The organism is Bacillus sp. FJAT-27916 (assembly GCF_001183965.1).
Lineage (GTDB): Bacteria > Bacillota > Bacilli > Bacillales > Pradoshiaceae > Pradoshia.
On the sequence record NZ_LFZV01000001.1, the window covers coordinates 3,166,937 to 3,184,406 of the forward strand.

The 17,470-nt window shown below is 43.4% G+C and carries 19 protein-coding genes; 9 read left to right on the top strand and 10 right to left on the bottom strand.

Features of this window, described 5'->3' with window-relative positions; translation table 11 throughout:
- The first annotated feature begins 91 nt into the window (after positions 1–91).
- The gene (locus tag AC622_RS15505) at positions 92–1,276 is read left to right on the top strand and encodes an amidohydrolase (RefSeq protein ID WP_049671893.1); all 1,185 of its coding nucleotides are present in this window, start codon (positions 92–94) and stop codon (positions 1,274–1,276) included.
- 24 nt (positions 1,277–1,300) lie between these two features.
- On the opposite strand, the gene AC622_RS15510 is transcribed toward AC622_RS15505, so the two are convergent.
- The 3 genes from AC622_RS15510 to AC622_RS15520 form a co-directional block, all read right to left on the bottom strand.
- A complete protein-coding gene (locus AC622_RS15510; RefSeq protein ID WP_049671894.1) occupies positions 1,301–2,020 on the bottom strand; it encodes an EcsC family protein in 720 nt (239 codons plus the stop codon).
- Between the two features lie 91 nt (positions 2,021–2,111).
- On the bottom strand, positions 2,112–3,317 hold the full coding sequence (locus tag AC622_RS15515) for an ABC transporter permease (RefSeq protein WP_049671895.1): 1,206 nt from the start codon (positions 3,315–3,317) through the stop codon (positions 2,112–2,114).
- The gene (locus AC622_RS15520) at positions 3,307–4,050 is read right to left on the bottom strand and encodes an ABC transporter ATP-binding protein (RefSeq protein ID WP_049671896.1); all 744 of its coding nucleotides are present in this window, start codon (positions 4,048–4,050) and stop codon (positions 3,307–3,309) included. Before AC622_RS15520 ends, AC622_RS15515 begins: the two co-directional genes overlap by 11 nt.
- A gap of 543 nt (positions 4,051–4,593) precedes the next feature.
- Here AC622_RS15520 and AC622_RS15525 point away from each other — a divergent pair.
- The 4 genes from AC622_RS15525 (at position 4,594) to AC622_RS15540 (ending at position 8,494) form a co-directional block, all read left to right on the top strand.
- Positions 4,594–5,016, top strand: coding sequence for an HIT family protein (locus AC622_RS15525; protein WP_049671897.1), 423 nt, complete (start codon positions 4,594–4,596; stop codon positions 5,014–5,016).
- Positions 5,017–5,401: 385 nt separating this feature from the next.
- Complete coding sequence (gene serC / locus AC622_RS15530; RefSeq protein ID WP_049671898.1) at positions 5,402–6,484, top strand: 3-phosphoserine/phosphohydroxythreonine transaminase; 1,083 nt, start codon at positions 5,402–5,404, stop codon at positions 6,482–6,484.
- A gap of 114 nt (positions 6,485–6,598) precedes the next feature.
- Positions 6,599–7,117, top strand: coding sequence for a tryptophan transporter (locus AC622_RS15535; RefSeq protein WP_049671899.1), 519 nt, complete (start codon positions 6,599–6,601; stop codon positions 7,115–7,117).
- 159 nt (positions 7,118–7,276) lie between these two features.
- The gene (locus AC622_RS15540) at positions 7,277–8,494 is read left to right on the top strand and encodes an ISL3 family transposase (RefSeq protein WP_049671900.1); all 1,218 of its coding nucleotides are present in this window, start codon (positions 7,277–7,279) and stop codon (positions 8,492–8,494) included.
- A gap of 72 nt (positions 8,495–8,566) precedes the next feature.
- Here AC622_RS15540 and AC622_RS15545 read toward each other — a convergent pair whose 3' ends face one another.
- Complete coding sequence (locus AC622_RS15545; protein WP_049671901.1) at positions 8,567–8,752, bottom strand: hypothetical protein; 186 nt, start codon at positions 8,750–8,752, stop codon at positions 8,567–8,569.
- A 261-nt stretch (positions 8,753–9,013) separates the two neighbouring features.
- Here AC622_RS15545 and AC622_RS15550 point away from each other — a divergent pair, with 261 nt between their 5' ends.
- From AC622_RS15550 to AC622_RS15560, 3 genes are all read left to right on the top strand, one after another.
- Positions 9,014–9,379 carry a YtxH domain-containing protein gene (locus AC622_RS15550; protein WP_049671902.1) on the top strand — a complete coding sequence of 122 codons (366 nt, stop codon included), beginning with the start codon at positions 9,014–9,016 and terminating at the stop codon, positions 9,377–9,379.
- Between the two features lie 127 nt (positions 9,380–9,506).
- Entirely contained in the window at positions 9,507–10,085 is a 579-nt protein-coding gene (locus AC622_RS15555; protein ID WP_049671903.1) for an HTH-type transcriptional regulator Hpr, read from the top strand.
- A 215-nt stretch (positions 10,086–10,300) separates the two neighbouring features.
- Entirely contained in the window at positions 10,301–10,489 is a 189-nt protein-coding gene (locus AC622_RS15560; protein ID WP_439802968.1) for a hypothetical protein, read from the top strand.
- A 47-nt stretch (positions 10,490–10,536) separates the two neighbouring features.
- On the opposite strand, the gene AC622_RS15565 is transcribed toward AC622_RS15560, so the two are convergent.
- Positions 10,537–10,623, bottom strand: a complete 87-nt coding sequence (locus AC622_RS15565) for a YjcZ family sporulation protein (protein WP_049671904.1) — start codon at positions 10,621–10,623, stop codon at positions 10,537–10,539.
- Between the two features lie 41 nt (positions 10,624–10,664).
- The gene (locus AC622_RS15570) at positions 10,665–10,751 is read right to left on the bottom strand and encodes a YjcZ family sporulation protein (RefSeq protein ID WP_049671905.1); all 87 of its coding nucleotides are present in this window, start codon (positions 10,749–10,751) and stop codon (positions 10,665–10,667) included.
- Between the two features lie 289 nt (positions 10,752–11,040).
- Between AC622_RS15570 and AC622_RS15575 the strand changes: the two genes are divergently transcribed.
- The gene (locus AC622_RS15575) at positions 11,041–11,892 is read left to right on the top strand and encodes a peptidylprolyl isomerase (protein ID WP_049671906.1); all 852 of its coding nucleotides are present in this window, start codon (positions 11,041–11,043) and stop codon (positions 11,890–11,892) included.
- A gap of 32 nt (positions 11,893–11,924) precedes the next feature.
- Here the strand turns inward: AC622_RS15575 and AC622_RS15580 are convergent, their stop codons facing one another.
- The 4 genes from AC622_RS15580 to AC622_RS15595 all read right to left on the bottom strand — a co-directional run bounded on the left by AC622_RS15580 (position 11,925) and on the right by AC622_RS15595 (position 17,412).
- Positions 11,925–12,104, bottom strand: a complete 180-nt coding sequence (locus AC622_RS15580) for a sporulation YhaL family protein (RefSeq protein WP_049671907.1) — start codon at positions 12,102–12,104, stop codon at positions 11,925–11,927.
- 89 nt (positions 12,105–12,193) lie between these two features.
- Complete coding sequence (gene yhaM / locus AC622_RS15585) at positions 12,194–13,132, bottom strand: 3'-5' exoribonuclease YhaM (protein WP_049671908.1); 939 nt, start codon at positions 13,130–13,132, stop codon at positions 12,194–12,196.
- Positions 13,133–13,197: 65 nt separating this feature from the next.
- Complete coding sequence (locus tag AC622_RS15590; RefSeq protein WP_049671909.1) at positions 13,198–16,170, bottom strand: ATP-binding protein; 2,973 nt, start codon at positions 16,168–16,170, stop codon at positions 13,198–13,200.
- A 15-nt stretch (positions 16,171–16,185) separates the two neighbouring features.
- On the bottom strand, positions 16,186–17,412 hold the full coding sequence (locus tag AC622_RS15595; protein WP_049671910.1) for a metallophosphoesterase family protein: 1,227 nt from the start codon (positions 17,410–17,412) through the stop codon (positions 16,186–16,188).
- Positions 17,413–17,470 lie beyond the last annotated feature (58 nt).

A 17,470-nucleotide genomic window follows, 5' to 3' on the forward strand; every position in this document is an offset into this window, starting at 1 on the left:
TTAGTCATTTCCAGATGAGAGCTGTAGATAGTTTAAAAATGGTAAAATCTGTGAATAAGGTAGTAAGATGCACGTTAAGGGAGGAAGGAAAATGGAAGAGATTCTTAATCAAAAACTCGAGCAGTATTATGACGAAATGATTTCCATCCGCCGTCACCTTCACATGAACCCAGAGCTTTCCTTCCAGGAGAGGAAGACTGTTCAATTTATCCAAACATATTACAAAAAGCTGAACATACCTGTTCGCACAGGTGTAGGCGGCGGAGGAATCGTAGCCACAATTGAGGGAAAACAGCCCGGACGGACTGTTGCACTGCGCGCCGACTTTGACGCACTGCCCATTCAGGATGAAAAGCAGGTCCCATATCGTTCAACTGTAAAAGGCGTGATGCATGCCTGTGGACATGATGGACATACTGCTCTGCTGCTCGTTCTTGCCAAAGCATTAAAGGAAATGGAAAATCAACTCACTGGCAATTATGTATTCATACACCAGCATGCAGAGGAATTGGCTCCTGGAGGCGCCAAACCGATGATTGAGGATGGTTGCCTCGATGGAGTAGACGCGATATTTGGCACCCATTTGTGGGCTCCTTATCCTACCGGTGAGATTTATTGCAGCCCTGGTCCCGTCACCGCTGCGGCTGACAGATTCCAAATTACCATTAAGGGAAAGGGCGGTCATGGGGCAGAGCCGCATACCACCAAGGATGCACTCGTCATAGGAACGGAAATCGTATCACTTCTACAACTGATCACAAGCAGAAAAATCAACCCGATGGATTCAGCTGTCGTCTCTGTCGGACAGTTCAACGCAGGAAATGCCTTTAATATCATTCCGAGCGAAGCATATCTAGAAGGAACTGTACGAACCTTTTCGACAGAGCTGCAGGACTTCATCATCGAGGAGATGGAGCGAATCATCAAGGGGGCATGCACTGCACATGATTGTGATTATGAATTCCGTTACTTCAGAGGTTACCCGCCGACCGTCAACCATGAAAAGGAAACAGATTATCTCATCAGCAAGGCAGAGGATGTAGTCGGGTTCCAGCACGTCCGCCCATTGGACCCGCTCATGATTGGGGAGGATTTCTCCTATTATTTAGAGGCCGTACGGGGAGCACTCTTCCTGACAGGAGCAGCGCCGTCAAATACGGATTATCCGTATCCTCATCACCACCCAATGTTTGACTTTAATGAAGAGGCAATGCTGATTGCCGCTAAAACACTAGGCTATGCCGCAATCGGCTTTCAGGAATGGCGCTATTTTTAATAAGAATGCAAGAAGGAGGAGCCTTTAAGCTCCTCCTTCTCCTATCACTCTTATACGAAAGGCATTTTGGGCCGTTTCACCAAGCTGGTCCAGAAGCTGATGGTTCGCATATGCGCCAACTGCTGCGCCAAAGCCTGGGATAAGCTGAAACATTTTGACAAAGTCAATCGCATCCCTATACTCCTGCTGGAAGCTATCCCAATCAATATTCTCGTACTGCTCCTTTTCCTTCTCCCAATTTAGGATAATCGGAAGAAACTCCTTCTTTTTCTCCACAGATGAAAAGGCAAGCTGGAAGACTAGCAGAATAAAAATCCGTTCACTTAATTCCTTCGGGTTATAGCCATAAATCCTGCTCAAAGCATATAAATAATTCACCTTGATAGACAGAAGCAGCGGAAAATCGGCCAATGCAATAACTCCTCCGCCAAAGCCTGTACCGGCACCTTCGACAACAGCTGTCCTTCGATAAGCCTCAAGTGTACGCTCCGCGGCCTCATCCATCTCAGCAAGCGTATCATGGCCGTACTCCTTTTTCGGCACATAGGAAGAACCCGCAAGCACACCCTCTACCATTCCTTTAACCGAAAGACGGAAGGCATCATTTATCTTCTTTGGCAGCTTCGCACTAATGAAATTCTGGGCATTCTTTGACATCCGTTCCATCCTGCTCGGTTTCGCCAGAAGTTTCTTCTCCCAAATGGCCAAGTCTTGCATAACCTTCCGTTCATATGAGTCAGACATCCATCTTCCTCCTTTTCATCCCTAGACATATCGAGGCAATGTTGGTTCTACTAACAAACAGCGTGGATGAAGCCCACGAATGAAGTTCCCCTTATTCCTGCATTTTACGGCTTGCAAACATCCTGAAAAAGACAATGACTGCTAGACCTAGAATAAGTGAGAGCCCAGCCAATTGAAGGCTTCCTCCAATTAATATGCCAATGGCAAAGAAAAAGCACTGAATCACCATTAGGATGGTCAATAAATCCATAACCGCCTTCTTGCGGTATGCAGGATTGTATGGATACAGCTCGATGGTCATCTTCTGGTCATGATGATGCCAGATCGGCAGCAATTGCAGACCTGTCATATAAAGAAACAGCACTGAGACAAACACTGAGCCCCAGCCCAGATCGGCAAAGGCTACAACCAAAAAGGCGATGATGGATAAGCGCATATATAAACCAAAATAATCATTTGCTCGCACAAATGTACGGGCATATAAATAGCTGAACGGATTCTTCGTTCTGCCTGAAAGCACCCGGATGATTGCAGACAGCCATCTGCGTTCCGTTATTTTCTCACGCAGCTTCGGCACATCCGTAAATAAATTGGCAATCCGGTAAAAGGCGGCCATTCTACCATTCTCAAGCTCAATCAGCCTTTCCCATTGAAGAACTGTATTTCTAGAGGACTTCACATAGTACAAGCACAAGCCAACTAATACAGCAAACACAAGCAGAATGAGAAGTACATTCGCACCCTTTACAATCAAATAAACTAACACACCGTTCAAAGCAAAGCGCACAAAGGTATCCACATATGGAGCATACGGCTCCCGGTCATACAGAACAAACCAGCGACCTGCCAAGTTAACCGCCTTCAGGATAAGCAAAACAATGAGAAGACTTAAGAATGAAAGCGCCTGCCCCCCCATTACCTGCATATACATCGGGGTCAAAACAGCTTGAATGATAAGCAAAACATATAACTGCATGACAAAACTGAATACATAGGATCTCTTCACATACGAATCAAGCCTTGTCTCAATTGGCAGCAAAAAAACAATATCCGGATCTCGGAAAAAGGTTGTGAGCGGACTGATTGTCACGACGAGACCAAGTATAAGTGCCATAATAATCGGCGCCGGAAAATCTGGTGTTAAGGTTTTAACCCATTCACTGTAATAATAGCCCGCTCCGCCAATCAAAATAATCATCACAAACACTAAATGGCCATTGAATATATACTTTAAGTATTTACCGGTCTCCTTTAAAAAATGATTAAAGCGTTCCTTCCATAATGACTCAATCTTCATGGCGATCTTCCTTTGTCAGCTGCAAATAAATATCATCAAGCGAAGCTCCCGGCATATCAAACTGGCGGCGAAGCTCCTCGAGATTTCCTTTAGCCCTAACTTCTCCTTCATGAAGAATAACAAAGGAATCACAATATTTTTCCGCTGTCGCCAATATATGCGTAGACATCAGGATCCCTGCTCCCTGCTCCTTCATATCCCCCATCATATCCAGCAAGGATTGAATCGCAAGCGGATCGAGACCAACAAACGGCTCATCCACAATATAAAGCGATGGCTCCACTAGAAAGGCACACATAATCATGACCTTCTGCTTCATCCCTTTCGAGAAATGAGCAGGGAACCACTTCAGCCTTTTCTCCATCCGGTATTCCTTCAATAATTTCGCAGAACGCTCTTCAAACGTCTTCTCATCAAGTCCATACGCCATCGCTGTCAAACGCAAATGCTCCTCAAGCGTAAGCTCCTCATATAAAATCGGTGTCTCTGGAATGAAAGAGAACTGCTTCCGATATGATTCCATATCCTCGGAAAACTTCTTGTCGTTTATCTTGATATCGCCTTTACGCGGGGTCATTAACCCAATAATATGCTTAATAATCGTTGACTTTCCGGCACCATTTAATCCAATCAGTGCCACAAGTTCATTTGGTTTAACCTCAAAGCTAACATCCTTCAGGACAGGCGTTCTCGTATATCCGCCCGTAACATGGTTTATTTCAAGCAATGACATCGGTCATTCTCCTTTATCTTTTTCTTTCTTATATTGTAACAAATATGCCTTTCATACGGAAAAATCCTTCACCAAAAGTGACGCTCCGAAATCTTTTTTTAAAATTTCTCTCACCGATTGTATATATCCTGTCAAAGCGGGCAATCTATTATCAGAGAGGAACGACATACACTTAACCAGTAAGCGGGGGTGTTTGTTCGCGATAATGTAGGCTTTACCCTAAGGTAGATCAGTCATAACTTCTAAAAAAATGAGGTGTTCGCCAAAGGCCATAGTACCTGAAATTTGACTATCCAAATTATAAGGGGATGGTAGCGTTGGAAACATGGCATTAAGGTATCAAAAGTCGCTTCACTCAAAGCGATGTGGGGTGACTCGTACCAAGAAGCGTCTGGAAAACCAGTCAAAGGAATAAGCTTCCTCTCTATTGGGGGCGCAGCACATGCTGCGTCCTCTTTATTTTCCAGCTCATGCACCTGTCCTTTTTTCCCTTCAGCAATTGTGCTACACTAAAAAAAACACGATAAGAAAGGGTGTAAAGCCATGTCAGATTGCATTTTCTGCAAAATCATCAACGGGGATATCCCTTCCTCCAAGGTTTATGAAGATGAACATGTAATGGCCTTTTTAGACATCAGCCAAGTAACTAAAGGACATACCCTCGTCATCCCGAAAATACATAAAGAAAACGTATACGAGCTCACACCAGAAATCGCAGCCCATGTATTTGAGGCCGTACCAAAAATCGCACGCGCCATCAAACAAGAATTCAACCCAATTGGCATGAACGTCCTAAACAACAATGGCGAACATGCCGGACAATCCGTCTTCCACTTCCACATCCATCTATTGCCGCGCTACGGCGAAGGGGACGGCTTCGGTGCCGTTTGGAAAACCCATACAAGCGAATATACACCAGACGAGCTCAAACAAATTGCCAGCTCAATCGGTCAGCATATTAGCTGATGACAGGGAAGCCTCCTTGGATGGGGGCTTCTTTTTTATGGTTGGAATCGTTTAATGGAGCCAGGCTTTGGACCACCCTTTGTCCACCCTTCACCCCCTTTGCATGGGTTTTGGGTGGGCCTTCTTTGACGATGCCCACCCTTTTCCCACCCTCCCCCCCTTTCTATGGGTTTTGGGTGGGCTTTCTCTGACGATGTCCACCCTTTGCACGAGCACTGGGTGGTCCATCGCTTACAGATACCCCCCTTTTACCCCCTTCCGTGTCCAATTGGCGAAATTATCAGAATATACATTTACTTTCCTTTGATTGTTCAGTAAAATTGTCATATTCACGCCTTGATTTAACAATAAGGTTACAGATTGCATGAGGAAGGGGAGTTTTCATATGGCTAGAGCGTTTAATTTTAATGCGGGACCGGCCGCTTTACCTGAGGAAGTGTTATTGAAGGCACAGAAGGAGTTTCTTGACTTCGAGGGGAGCCGGATGTCTGTTATGGAGCTGAGCCATCGCAGCAAGGAGTACAGCAGGGTCCATGATAAAGCGAGCGGGCTGCTGAGAGAGCTGATGGAGATTCCTGCGGATTACGAGATTCTGTTCCTTCAAGGAGGAGCTTCCCTGCAGTTTTCGATGATTCCGATGAATTTACTTGACCAGGAGCGCGGGGCAAGCTATATCCTTACGGGTTCGTGGTCTGAGAAGGCCTTGAAGGAAGCCAAAAAACTCGGTCCGATAGAGATAGCAGCTTCCACGAAAGAATCCGGTTACCATGCCATTCCACAGCTTTCCGATATTCAGTGGAAAGAGAATACCTCTTATGTCCACTTGACGAGCAATAATACGATATACGGCACGCAGTGGAAGGAGTATCCGAAGACGGATCAGATTCCGCTTATCGCTGATATGTCGAGTGATATATTGAGCAAGAAAATAGATGTTTCCCAGTTCGGGCTTATCTATGCGGGGGCACAGAAGAATCTCGGCCCATCCGGGGTAACGGTGGTCATCATCCGCAAAGATTTAATCCAAAAGGATGACAGCTTGCCGACGATGCTTTCTTATGAAACTCATGCGGGCTCCAATTCCTTGTATAATACACCGCCTACCTTGGCCATTTACCTTTTATCTTTAGTATTAGAATGGGCTAAGGATAAGGGCGGCGTGGCCCAGATAGAGCAGCAAAACCAGCAGAAAGCCAAACTGATTTATGATGCGATTGATGAAAGTAACGGTTTTTATTCCGGACATGCCGACCAAGACAGCCGGTCGAATATGAATATCACCTTCACCCTGCCTACAAACGAATTGACGAAGCAATTCCTTCAGGAGGCTGCCAATGAGGGCTTTATCGGGCTTGGCGGTCATCGTTCTGTCGGCGGCTGCAGGGCCTCCATCTATAATGCCGTTCCACATGAGCATTGCCAGGCCTTGGCAGATTTTATGGTAAAATTCAAAAAAATCAATAGTTAGGCTGTATTCTTTCTGGTGATGATGTTATAATCTGGGTAAGCTTTTTGCGGCTGGCATAGAGAGCACATCCGAAAAAGCAAATAGTTAGTTGAGCTTAGAAGAGGAGAGATAAAAATGAATACGAAATCATTAGTAACTTTATCGTTGCTAGTCGGAATCGGTGCCGTTCTGCACACGATTGTACCTGGATTTGTCTTTGGAATGAAGCCGGACTTAATGCTTCTTATGATGTTTCTCGGCATCTTTTTACTGCCAGACTTGAAGAATGCGCTATTAATAGGCGCAGTCACTGGAATTATTTCTGGTTTGACTACCTCATTTCCAGGAGGACAAATACCCAATATCATTGATAAGATCATAACAGCGTTGATTATTTATGCAGTCTATAAATTGCTTACGAAATTTGTTAAACCCGCAGTTGCCAGCCTATCCTTAACCTTGGTCGGCACACTGATCTCGGGAACGATTTTCTTAACATCAGCCTATTTACTTGTCGGCCTTCCTGGACCATTTTTGACATTGGCTGCCGGAGCAATTCTTCCTGCCCTTGTCATTAACACCGTTGCAATGGCTGTTATTTATCCAATGGCATCAAGTATTCTGAAACGAACCAATGCTGTAATTACTTCATAAATAATGCCCAGAGGATAACGAAGCCGTTATCCTCTTTTTTAGGTTCTATACTAAATGTTGGGGTGTCCAAAAAAATGGACATAAAAAATAGAGCACACATGCTGCACTTTTCTTATACTTGAATTGTCCAGAAACAAGTCGAAAAGGAGATGTGTGCTCTTGAATTTTATCATAACATTGCCGGGTTTAGAAGGTGTAAGGGTGACAAAGTCCGAGGTGAAGGATAATGGTGTTTTTGAAATAACCGTTGAGATGCCCATGGCACCGCATACCTGTCCAAGATGTGGCGAGGAAACGCAGAAAGTCCATGATTATCGGATTCAGTCCGTTCGGCATCTTAAAATGGCGGAACGACCAACGGTTTTGCAATACCGCAAACGGCGGTATGTTTGTCCTTGTGGAAAGAGGTTTGCCGAACAGAACCCGTTTGTCGATCGGTATCAACGCTTCTCAAAAGAATGGAACCAACAAGTCCAGATACGTACAGTCAAAGCCAAGACATTCACCGAAATCGCCGCTCAATATCATACATCCGTCAGTACCATCATCCGCCGGTTTGATGCCATTGTCCCGGACTCCATGAAGGGGTCGGCTGCCTTGCCAGAAGTGATCGCCATTGATGAATTCAAGGGGAACACCGGGAAGGAAAAGTTTCAGCTTATCATTGCGGATGCCCAAACACGAGAGCCCATCGATATTCTTCCGAATCGCCGGAAGGATACGATCAAGGATTACCTGCGTAAACACGGAGCGAAGGTCCGAGTGGTTGTCATGGATATGAGTTTAGCCTTTAAGAGAGCAGTTCAAGAGGCGTTGGGGCGGCCCATCATTGTGGCGGATAGCTTCCACTTTGTCCGATATATGAATTGGGCGCTGGATCGGGTGCGAGTGAGAGAACAGGCCAGGTGGCATGAATATGACCGGAAGAAATGCAAGAAAGCCCGCTATATCTTTCATAAAGCCGCCCATAAATTAACGGAGAAAGACCAGTGGCTTCTTCAGCGATACTTCAGCTTTTCCCCTGAACTCCAGAAAGCATATGAGCTCAAGGAGGCCTTTTATACTTGGTTTTATAAGGCAAAAGAAAATGGAGGAAAAGGGATTCTGGAGACACAGAAAGAACTTCGTCAGTTCTATCAGAAGGTAGAAGGGAGTGGCATTCCTGAATTGAGCAAGACAGTCCAAACGTATCGAAACTGGGAAAGAGAAATCTTAAATCGCTTCGAGTTCAATTACTCGAATGGGTTTGTGGAAGGCTTAAACAACTTAACAAAGGTGATGAAACGGAATGGATTTGGCTATCGGAATTTCACCCGATTCCGCGCGAGGATCCTCCTCCACCATCAATATAAAAACATCGGTCATTCATTAGGATAAGGGAGTAGAGCAAAAAGACTCTACCCCAACACTTGAAAAAGAACCCTTTTTTAATCCCTGTACATCCCACCTCTATAGGATCCACGTCGCCAATAAAAGGACCGCTGCCGCCAGAAAGGCGCCCCCGCTTAGCTGCAATCTCTTCTTAAGAATTTTCTTTGAAGGATACACCCCTCCTTTTCCAATCACATAAACAGAATGAAGCATAACACCGAAAGAAGCACTGATTAAAATGAGTAATAAGACAAGAGCCGCCACATTATTTATCCTCCTTCATTCATTCTTTACTCATATTATGCACAGCTTGTTTTTGATATGAGAAAGCTAATTCCAAGACCATTTTGGCAAGTTTATGAAAAAAACCATGAATTTTTTGGCAAAAATAGTTTCCGAAAATAACAATTAACGTTTAAAATAATATAAAAAAAGGAAATGTTTAATATAAGGACTATTTTTTAAAGGGATTTTTATGTTTATGTAGAAATCTGTAAAAGGAAGAATAAATTGGGGTGAATAATAATGAAAGCAAAATCTTTAGCGATTGGATTCATATCTGGTTTCGCCGTAGCCGGAGTTGGTGTACTGCTTAGCACCCCTGCATCCGGCAAGGAAGTACGTTCAAATTTGAAGGAAACAAAGGATGAGACCGTCCTCCTTCTTCAAGATGTCCAAGAAGCGGTCATCCAATTGAAAAATGACTGTATATCAGCCGCCAACGTGAGTAAAGCACAAGTCAATATGTTCATTAAGGATGTAAAAGAATTGATCCAGGAATGGAATGCAGATGCAAAACAGCATACCGATGCGATACAGGTACAAATCAAGGATGTGGAAACAGCCATTAACGAACTTGAAGCAGCTATTACACCAACGCCGGCAAAATAAAACATTATAGAGGAAAATTGATAGAAATTTGTAGAAAAAGTTTCTAAATATTTGGCAAATTACCTTTTTTGTTATTTAATATTTTATAAGGATAATAATGAAAAAAAGAAAAGTAGGTGAATGAATCATGTCTGAAAATTTGAATTCAGTGAAAGAAGCCATGTTATTCACTCAGCGTGTGGCACAGTTGAGCAAGGCTTTATGGAAAGCAATCGAAAAAGACTGGCAGCAATGGATCAAGCCCTATAATTTGAATATTAATGAACACCATATTCTCTGGATTGCCTATCATTTAAAGGGAGCCTCCATTTCCGATGTGGCGAAATTCGGAGTTATGCACGTATCAACCGCATTCAATTTCTCGAAGAAGCTTGAAGAACGCGGACTACTTCGTTTCTCCAAAAAGGAAAATGACAAACGGAATACGTATATTGAATTGACAGATCAAGGGGTCGAACTTTTGCTTGAAATTGTTAAAGTCTTTGATTCCTCCAAGAACTCTGTTTATCTAGGAGCACAACCGTTGAAGGAGCTATACGGTAAATTCCCGGATATGATGGAAATGATGGCCATCGTTAAGAATATTTACGGGGATGATTTCATGAATATTTTCGAAAAATCTTTTGCTAATCTTGAACATGAATTTACAGATGAGAACGGTTTTCTCGAAAAGATTGAACATCCAGAAAAAGAACCAATACAATAACACAGGGGCATTCCCGATAAAAGCGGACCTAAATTTACATCCGCTTTTACCTTAAAACGTCTTGTTCATTTCTTCACATATTTTTCCTCAACAAGAAAATAAACCAACCTTTTCCTCGAACTGATAATAAACCGTTTTTCATCCTCATAGTCTTTGCAGTGTAGGCAATTTTTTGATAATGTAAGAGAGATAACAGCGCCAAGGGGGGTAGCAGGATGATAATTCTTATTTGGTTTTCCTTATTTGCTCTCTTTTTCTTGTATTATATTAATAAGCTATCCACCAGCTTCTGTATAAAGAAAGAGATTCCAGAAGAAAAACAGGATAGTTTTTATCGTACAATCAATGTCCTAATCACGATCCTGCTAGTTTCAACTTATCTCGAAATACTATATACAGCATAAAAGACGAATGCCTAAGCACTCGTCTTTCTTCTTCCGGAAATCTTTGATTAGCAAATCCAGGATGCCCCGATGATGACCAACAAGATAAACAAAACAACCAATAAAGCGAAACCTCCGCCATATCCTCCAGACATTGTTGTATCCTCCTTTCAATCACAATGGATTGGTTTACTTCTTAGTAAATCCAAGACGCACCAACAATCACGAGCAAAATGAAAAGTACGACGATGAAGGCAAATCCTCCTCCGTAGTTCTGACCCATGATAACACCTCCTTTTGAGCTGCTACCCTATCCTATTCAAGCTTGGTAAGAAAGGAATGGGCACATTACTCATATGCTCACTTTTTTGACAAGACCAATTCTTTATGAACCGCCTGTCTTTTTTCCTGTCCCTATATCCTATGCATGGTATGTCAAGATTGTTTATGCTCATAAGCCCTATAAGGTAAATGAGCCTCCTTATCCTTTTTTTAGCAGAGGAATTGTGGTATAGTTATGCTTGTTAAAGATAAAGGGATGTTTTGGCAATATGCTAAAAGGAGTGTAAGGGATGAAGAAATGGTTAATCACAGTAGCATCCGTATCGACACTTATCGGCCTCAGTGCCTGCAACAATGTCGGTTCTGATGAGACAATCGCAGAAACAAAATCAGGCAATATCACGAAAGATGAATTCTATGAGGAATTGAAGGACAAATATGGGGACCAAGTACTTCAAGAGCTTGTTTACAAAAAGGTCTTCACCGATCAATATAAGGTAAGTGACAAGGAAGTCGACAAACGCCTTGAAGAAACAAAGGCTAACCTTGGTGAGAACTTCGAAAGTGCTCTTGCTCAAAACGGCTATGCAGATGAAAAAGCCTTCAAGGAAGAGCTTAAATATCAGCTTGCTCAAGAGAAAGCAGCTCTCGAAACAGTCGATGTCACAGAAGATGAGCTGAAGGATTATTATGAGAACAAGTATACAGTCAATCTTAAAGCCAGACACATCCTTGTAGCAGATGAAAAAACAGCGAAAGAAGTAAAGAAAAAGCTTGAAAATGGCGAAAAATTTGCTGATTTGGCTAAAGAATACTCCACTGATGAGGCATCTAAAGAACAAGGCGGAGACCTTGGTGAATTCGGTGTAGGCAAGATGGTGCCTGCCTTTGAGGATGCAGCTTATAAATTGAAGGTGGATGAGATCTCTGACCCTGTACAATCAGATTACGGTTTCCATATCATTCAAGTGACAGATCGCGTCAAAAACGACAGTCCTTCCTTTGAAGATGCAAAAGCTGATGTAGAGAGAAGCGTTAAGACCGCTAAACTAGACTCTACAAAAGCCCAAGAAGCTATTCAAAAAGTAATCGATGATGCAAAAATCGATGTGAAGGATAAAGATTTGGAAGACGCCTTTTAATAAAGAAAAACTCGGCTGATCAGCCGAGTTTTTTAATTTGCCTCATCTGTTAATGTGCGCTTCTTCTTTTCCTCTTCCATTCGTTCGATGTATACCTTCCCCTCATCCTCTATGAAGGCTTCATCAATTTCTCTGTCTTCTCTCATTGATTTGATGGTCATATAAGCACTGACAAAAATTCCTGCGACGATGAACCACATGAAAAATGGCACGAAGACATTCTCCCTTTCTTAAGGGACAGGCCCTTTTCAAACATTATATGCGGCTTATCCGCTCTTATGAGGAAAACTTTCGTCCGTATTTATTTAAAGGATGGCTTATAGAGACTGCGGTTATCAAGCGGGAAGATGCGCTCAGTGAATTCACCCGGTTTCACGCGGTCAAGCGCTCTATCCATCATATTCATCTTCGCATCCAAATTATCGATGTGATGCAGGATTTCAGCCTCTTTCACCAATGGCGGTTTCGGGCTTCCCCATTCCGCCTTGCCATGATGACTCAGCACGATATGCTGCAGTATAAGGATTTCTTCTCCCTGTATATTGAGTTCCTCGGCCACCTTGCCGATTTCATTTACCATGATGGTGATATGACCAAGCAAATTCCCTTCCACTGTATAAGTTGTGGCAATCGGCCCGCTCAATTCCATCACCTTACCAAGGTCATGAAGGATGACACCTGCATACAGCAAATCCTTATTCAAGGATGGGTATAACTCCGCAATGGCTTTAGCCAAATCCAGCATGGAGACGACATGATAGGCAAGTCCAGAGAAGAATTCATGATGATTCTTCGTCGCAGCCGGGTATTCAAAAAATTCCTTTGAATACTTCTTGACCAGATGCCTAGTAATGCGCTGGATATTCGGATTAGTCATTTCAAATATGTATTTCGTAATGGTATCAGCCATTTCATCCTTGCCAATTGGAGCTGTTGGCAGCAGATCTCCGATATTAACCGCTTCATTATCATATTTCAATCGGATGGCACGAATGCGCAGCTGGAGCTTTCCTTTGTAGTTCTGTACATCTCCAGTAACGCGGACGATTGCCTCCGGAACATAAATTTGTTCGTCCTCAGGTTTTACATCCCAAAGCTTTGCTTCAATTTCCCCGCTTTTATCCTGGAATATTAATGATAAAAAAGGTTTGCCGTTGCTGGCTGTACCTTTGATCGCATTCTTTATGAATAAATGGAGATCGATTGTATCTCCTACCTCGTAATGGGCAATTCCCTTCATCTTAAATCCCTCCCAGTCTATTCCTTTTATATTATAGCATGCTAGGCAACTGTTTTCGTTGTTTATCACCCTATGGAGATCACTTCATGTGAAGTAAACGGCTCCTTGATTTTTTGATGGCAAGTCATAAAGAGAATCTGGTGCTCCTCTTGTCCAATTTGCTTCAGCAAGGAAAGAACCCGCTCCGTTCGTCTATCATCGAAATTAACGAATGTGTCATCCATCATAATCGGAAGATCCTTTCGTCCTTCAATGGTTAAAGCTAATGCAAGACGAATTGATACATAAGCAAGCTCTGCTGTACCTCTGCTCAGATCCCGGGCAGGAATGTATTCTCCCTGGCTATCTTGTAGCATCAGCCCTGTCCCCTCATTTGAGAATACAAGCCTTTCGTACTTGCCATTGGTCAAATAATACAGATGTTCATTTGATTTCTCCAATATGGCGGGAAAGCGCTCATTCTTATATTTCGTGATAGCCTCTTGAAGAATGCCTTTAGCCACAGCAAGCTTCGCCCATTTCCGCGACAGTACCTGAAAGTCCTCAAGCAGTTGTTGATGATGGAATTGCAAGGCTTCCACTGTTCCATCTTCCTCAAGCCTCTTAATATCATATTGAACCTTGGCAAGCTCTTGAAGGCCTGCCTCAATTTGCTGCTCAACAGACGAACTATCCTCCTCGGCACTCGCTATTTGCTCATCCAGCTTAGCAGCACTTGTATCCAAATAATGCTCACTATCTGAGAATTCACCAAGCTGAATCATTAATTGGCGTCTTATTGTTACGAGCTGCTCTCGTTCTTCGGATTCCTTGCCCAACTGATAGAAGCTTGTAATAGATTCGCAGCCCGCTTCCTTCAGCAGCGCTGCCTGCTCTGCCTCCAGATGTTCGCATATTTCCTCAAGCGGCTCTTTCTCCTCCGTCAAATCAGCAATCCGTTCATTAAGACGTTTCGCTTCATTCCTTACTCCGATGACTTCATCCATTTTCTGCTTGATTTGACGATAGATCTCTCTCCTTGACTGTTCAGTGCTGACATGAAAATCCTCAGCAAGCTTATTTAATTTAGTGCTAAGGGCGACAATCACTTGACGGTTTTCCTCTATGGAGGATTGAAGCTTGTTTTTCTCCAGAATAATATCCTTCATGCTTTCAAGACGGTCCAATGCCTCAGAGAGCATAGACTTCGAAATCTCCCGCGGAATGAACCATTCATCCCCAAGGACGGTTAAGCGTCTTTCACAGGCTTGCTTCTCCTGTTCCCACTTCTCAAATGCTTGGATTAAACCTTCGAAAATTTCATCCTGCTGTTCTTTCCGATATTTCTCCCTCTCATATTGCAAACGGTTCTCCGCATCCTCCATGAGAAGTCTGTCTGTCAAACCATTATCTCCTTGCCTTTGAACACGGTTTGAAAAGCCTGCCAGCTTTTCCTCATAAAAGAGGATTTCTTCATCCAGCTCACTAGATTTCGTATAACTGCCAAGGAACTGCCTCCAAATGAAGATAAGCAGAACTCCTCCGAGTCCAATCCCGGTACCAAGCAGTACTTTCCCGCTGAACATGGTTAGGATGGCTGTCAGAATAAGCAGAATACCTGCGAGATTAGAAAATCGCTTTTGTTTCTTCCTCATTTTCTGTTCTTTTGTCCAGATTTTCTCACGCCGGTTTTTCAATCGCTCAAGTGTTTCCCGCACTTCCTCCAAATTGTATGAGTCGGACGATTCTTTGAAGGTCTTGCGCCTTTCTTCAAGCCTCGCTCTCTCCCCATCCGGCAAAAGCTTGCTTTCATAGAGCTTCATTGTCTTTTCCACTTGGTCAAGCTTCAATTTCTCCTGTTCAAATTGGAAATCCAGTTCACTTTTCCGTTTCTTGAGGGTGCTCATTTCAAGCTCCAGCTTCTTGATTTTCTCTTTACGGAAAACACTCGTATCAAGAGAGGCAATTGTCTCCTCCTCTAAATTCATATGCAATTCTTCCTGCAGCTTATACATACGGGCATCTAAATGCTTTAGCTCAATTGATTTAGCTCTTATTTCTTCCTCCAGTGACTCGCAATGCTCTATAGGACGTTCCATTTGCTGGACCTCAGCCTCCTTAAGAAGCCAGTCCTCCTGATAGGTAAGCTTTTGCCTTTCATCCTTCAAGGCAGATAATTTAGTCGATTGCGTTTTCAGCATGGCGGATTTCGCCACCAGTTCGGCTTCAATGGTCTCCATCCTTTTCGTTCCGCCGGCAGGAAAAGGCCTCTCCCTTAATTCACTCAGCCTGCCGTTAATGCCGGAAAGTTCCTGAATGCTTGGCAAAAGGCGCCTCCAGTCCTTTAAATGAATCAAATGGCTTCTTATTTTCTCCAAGCGTGTCCGCTGTTCAGCAATTTCGTTCGAAAGCCTTTCCTGATGATGTAGGAACTCATTATACTCATTTTCTCTTTCCTTGGCCTTTTGCAATTGCCTCGTGCTTTCTTTCATCTCTGCGAGTTTCTGATTCAACTCTGGCTTCTTACCGCTCGGCTTAAAGAGGAGCTCCATTTGCTTTTGAAGACCATTCTCCAAATCCCACAATCGTTCACTTCCAGACATGCCGGCAAAAAATAAGTATCGTCCAAGCTCCTCTTCATTTAGACGGGAAATTTCTCTAATCCCATCTAAGTTAAAGGAATAGATGGATTCATAGAAATCCCGGTCAATTCCTTTAAGTAGCTCCTTTAGTTCCTCCTCCTGACCGATGAACTGACCACCTTGATATAGCTTGCACTCACTGCCCTGCGTATGTTTGATTCGCTCAATGGTGATTTCTCCATTCGCCGGCCATTCAACCGTCAGTCTGCCGCCGTATTTCACTCCTCCATTCGGTTCATAGGAGGGGGCATTCTGACTTCTCTGCGGAAAGCCGAAAAGCATGGCATGGATAAATGAAAAAATCGTCGACTTGCCTGCCTCATTCTCCCCATAAAGAACATTGATTCCAGAGGAGAGATCTAGTTGATAATTTTCGAATTTCCCGTATCCAAATATATGTATTTTCTTAATAATCAACGGTCTTCTGTCTCCTTATCTGCTATTTAATCGCTTCACCAATTCCATATTGGCCTCTAGGATAATTTCCTTCTGTGAAGCGTAATCCCAGCCTTTCACATACTTTCTTGCAGCCGAATGAGTTAAAAGAGGGGCTATAAGCTCCTCGAATTGTTCCTTGCCGAGATCTGCCGAAACATCTAATAGCTCAGCTAAAAAGCTCTGAGTTTCATCCGTGCCCTCATCCATCCAAGCAGGCGGGATTAGCTTCATCGTGTGAATCCAAACCCTCGGAGTTTCTTCCTCCTCTCCCTCCTGCACAGCTTCAAGCAATTCGTCCATATCTGAATAAAGCCAGTCTTCTTCCTTGGCCTTTGAAGCATCCAGAATCAACTCAAGAAGGATGTCCTTGCCCGCTTGACGATAATGCTCCTTCCGCTCGTTGATGTGCTGAATAAGCCTATTCATCTCGAGTCCGCTTGCTTCCACCGTCTCTTCCTGCCAATTCAGAACAGAAGCTGGGCGGAAATCAAGTTTCGTTTCTGTTTCAGATAAATGAACAAGATAGAACCCCTTCTCTCCTGTCTCTTTCCTGTTCCGGCCTTGGAGGCATCCAGGGTATACAGCATATGGCTCATTTAGAACAAGCATCCGTTTATGAATATGTCCCAATGCCCAATAATCAAATCCCTTTTGCACTAGCTCCATCTTCGTGAAAGGAGCATAATTACCATGGGCCGTTTCCCCATCAAGATTGCCGTGCAAGAGGCCGATATGAAAATCCCCTGATGGCTGCTTGATATAGCCTTCAATCATCCTTTCCTTTATATGTCTCTGTCCATAGCTGAAGCCGTAAAGCATAGACGATGTCCCATCCTCCTTCACATGCTCCTTAACCTCTACCTCTCGTCCAAATATGTGGACATTAGGCGGAAGAGACAGATTAAAATAGTTTCCTTCAAGAAAGTCATGATTGCCATGAATCAGATATACAGGAATACCTTCCTTATTCAACTGCTCCATCGCCTTTTGGAACTGAATCTGTGCCTTAAGGCTGCGGTCATTCCCATCATAAATATCCCCTGCCAGGATAACAAAATCTACTTTCTCCGTTATCGCTGTTTGAATCAAATTCCTTAATGCTTCATAACTGCTCGTTCTCAGCTTTTCATATAAGGTATCCGGCAGATGCCGAAATCCAGAAAACATGCCGCCCAAATGAAGATCAGCCGCATGGATAAATGTTATATTTTTCACTTTCATTCACTCCCTCTCCCTATTTTACTACAAAAGACGCTAGCTGCCTTGTCCTTCATAGGTA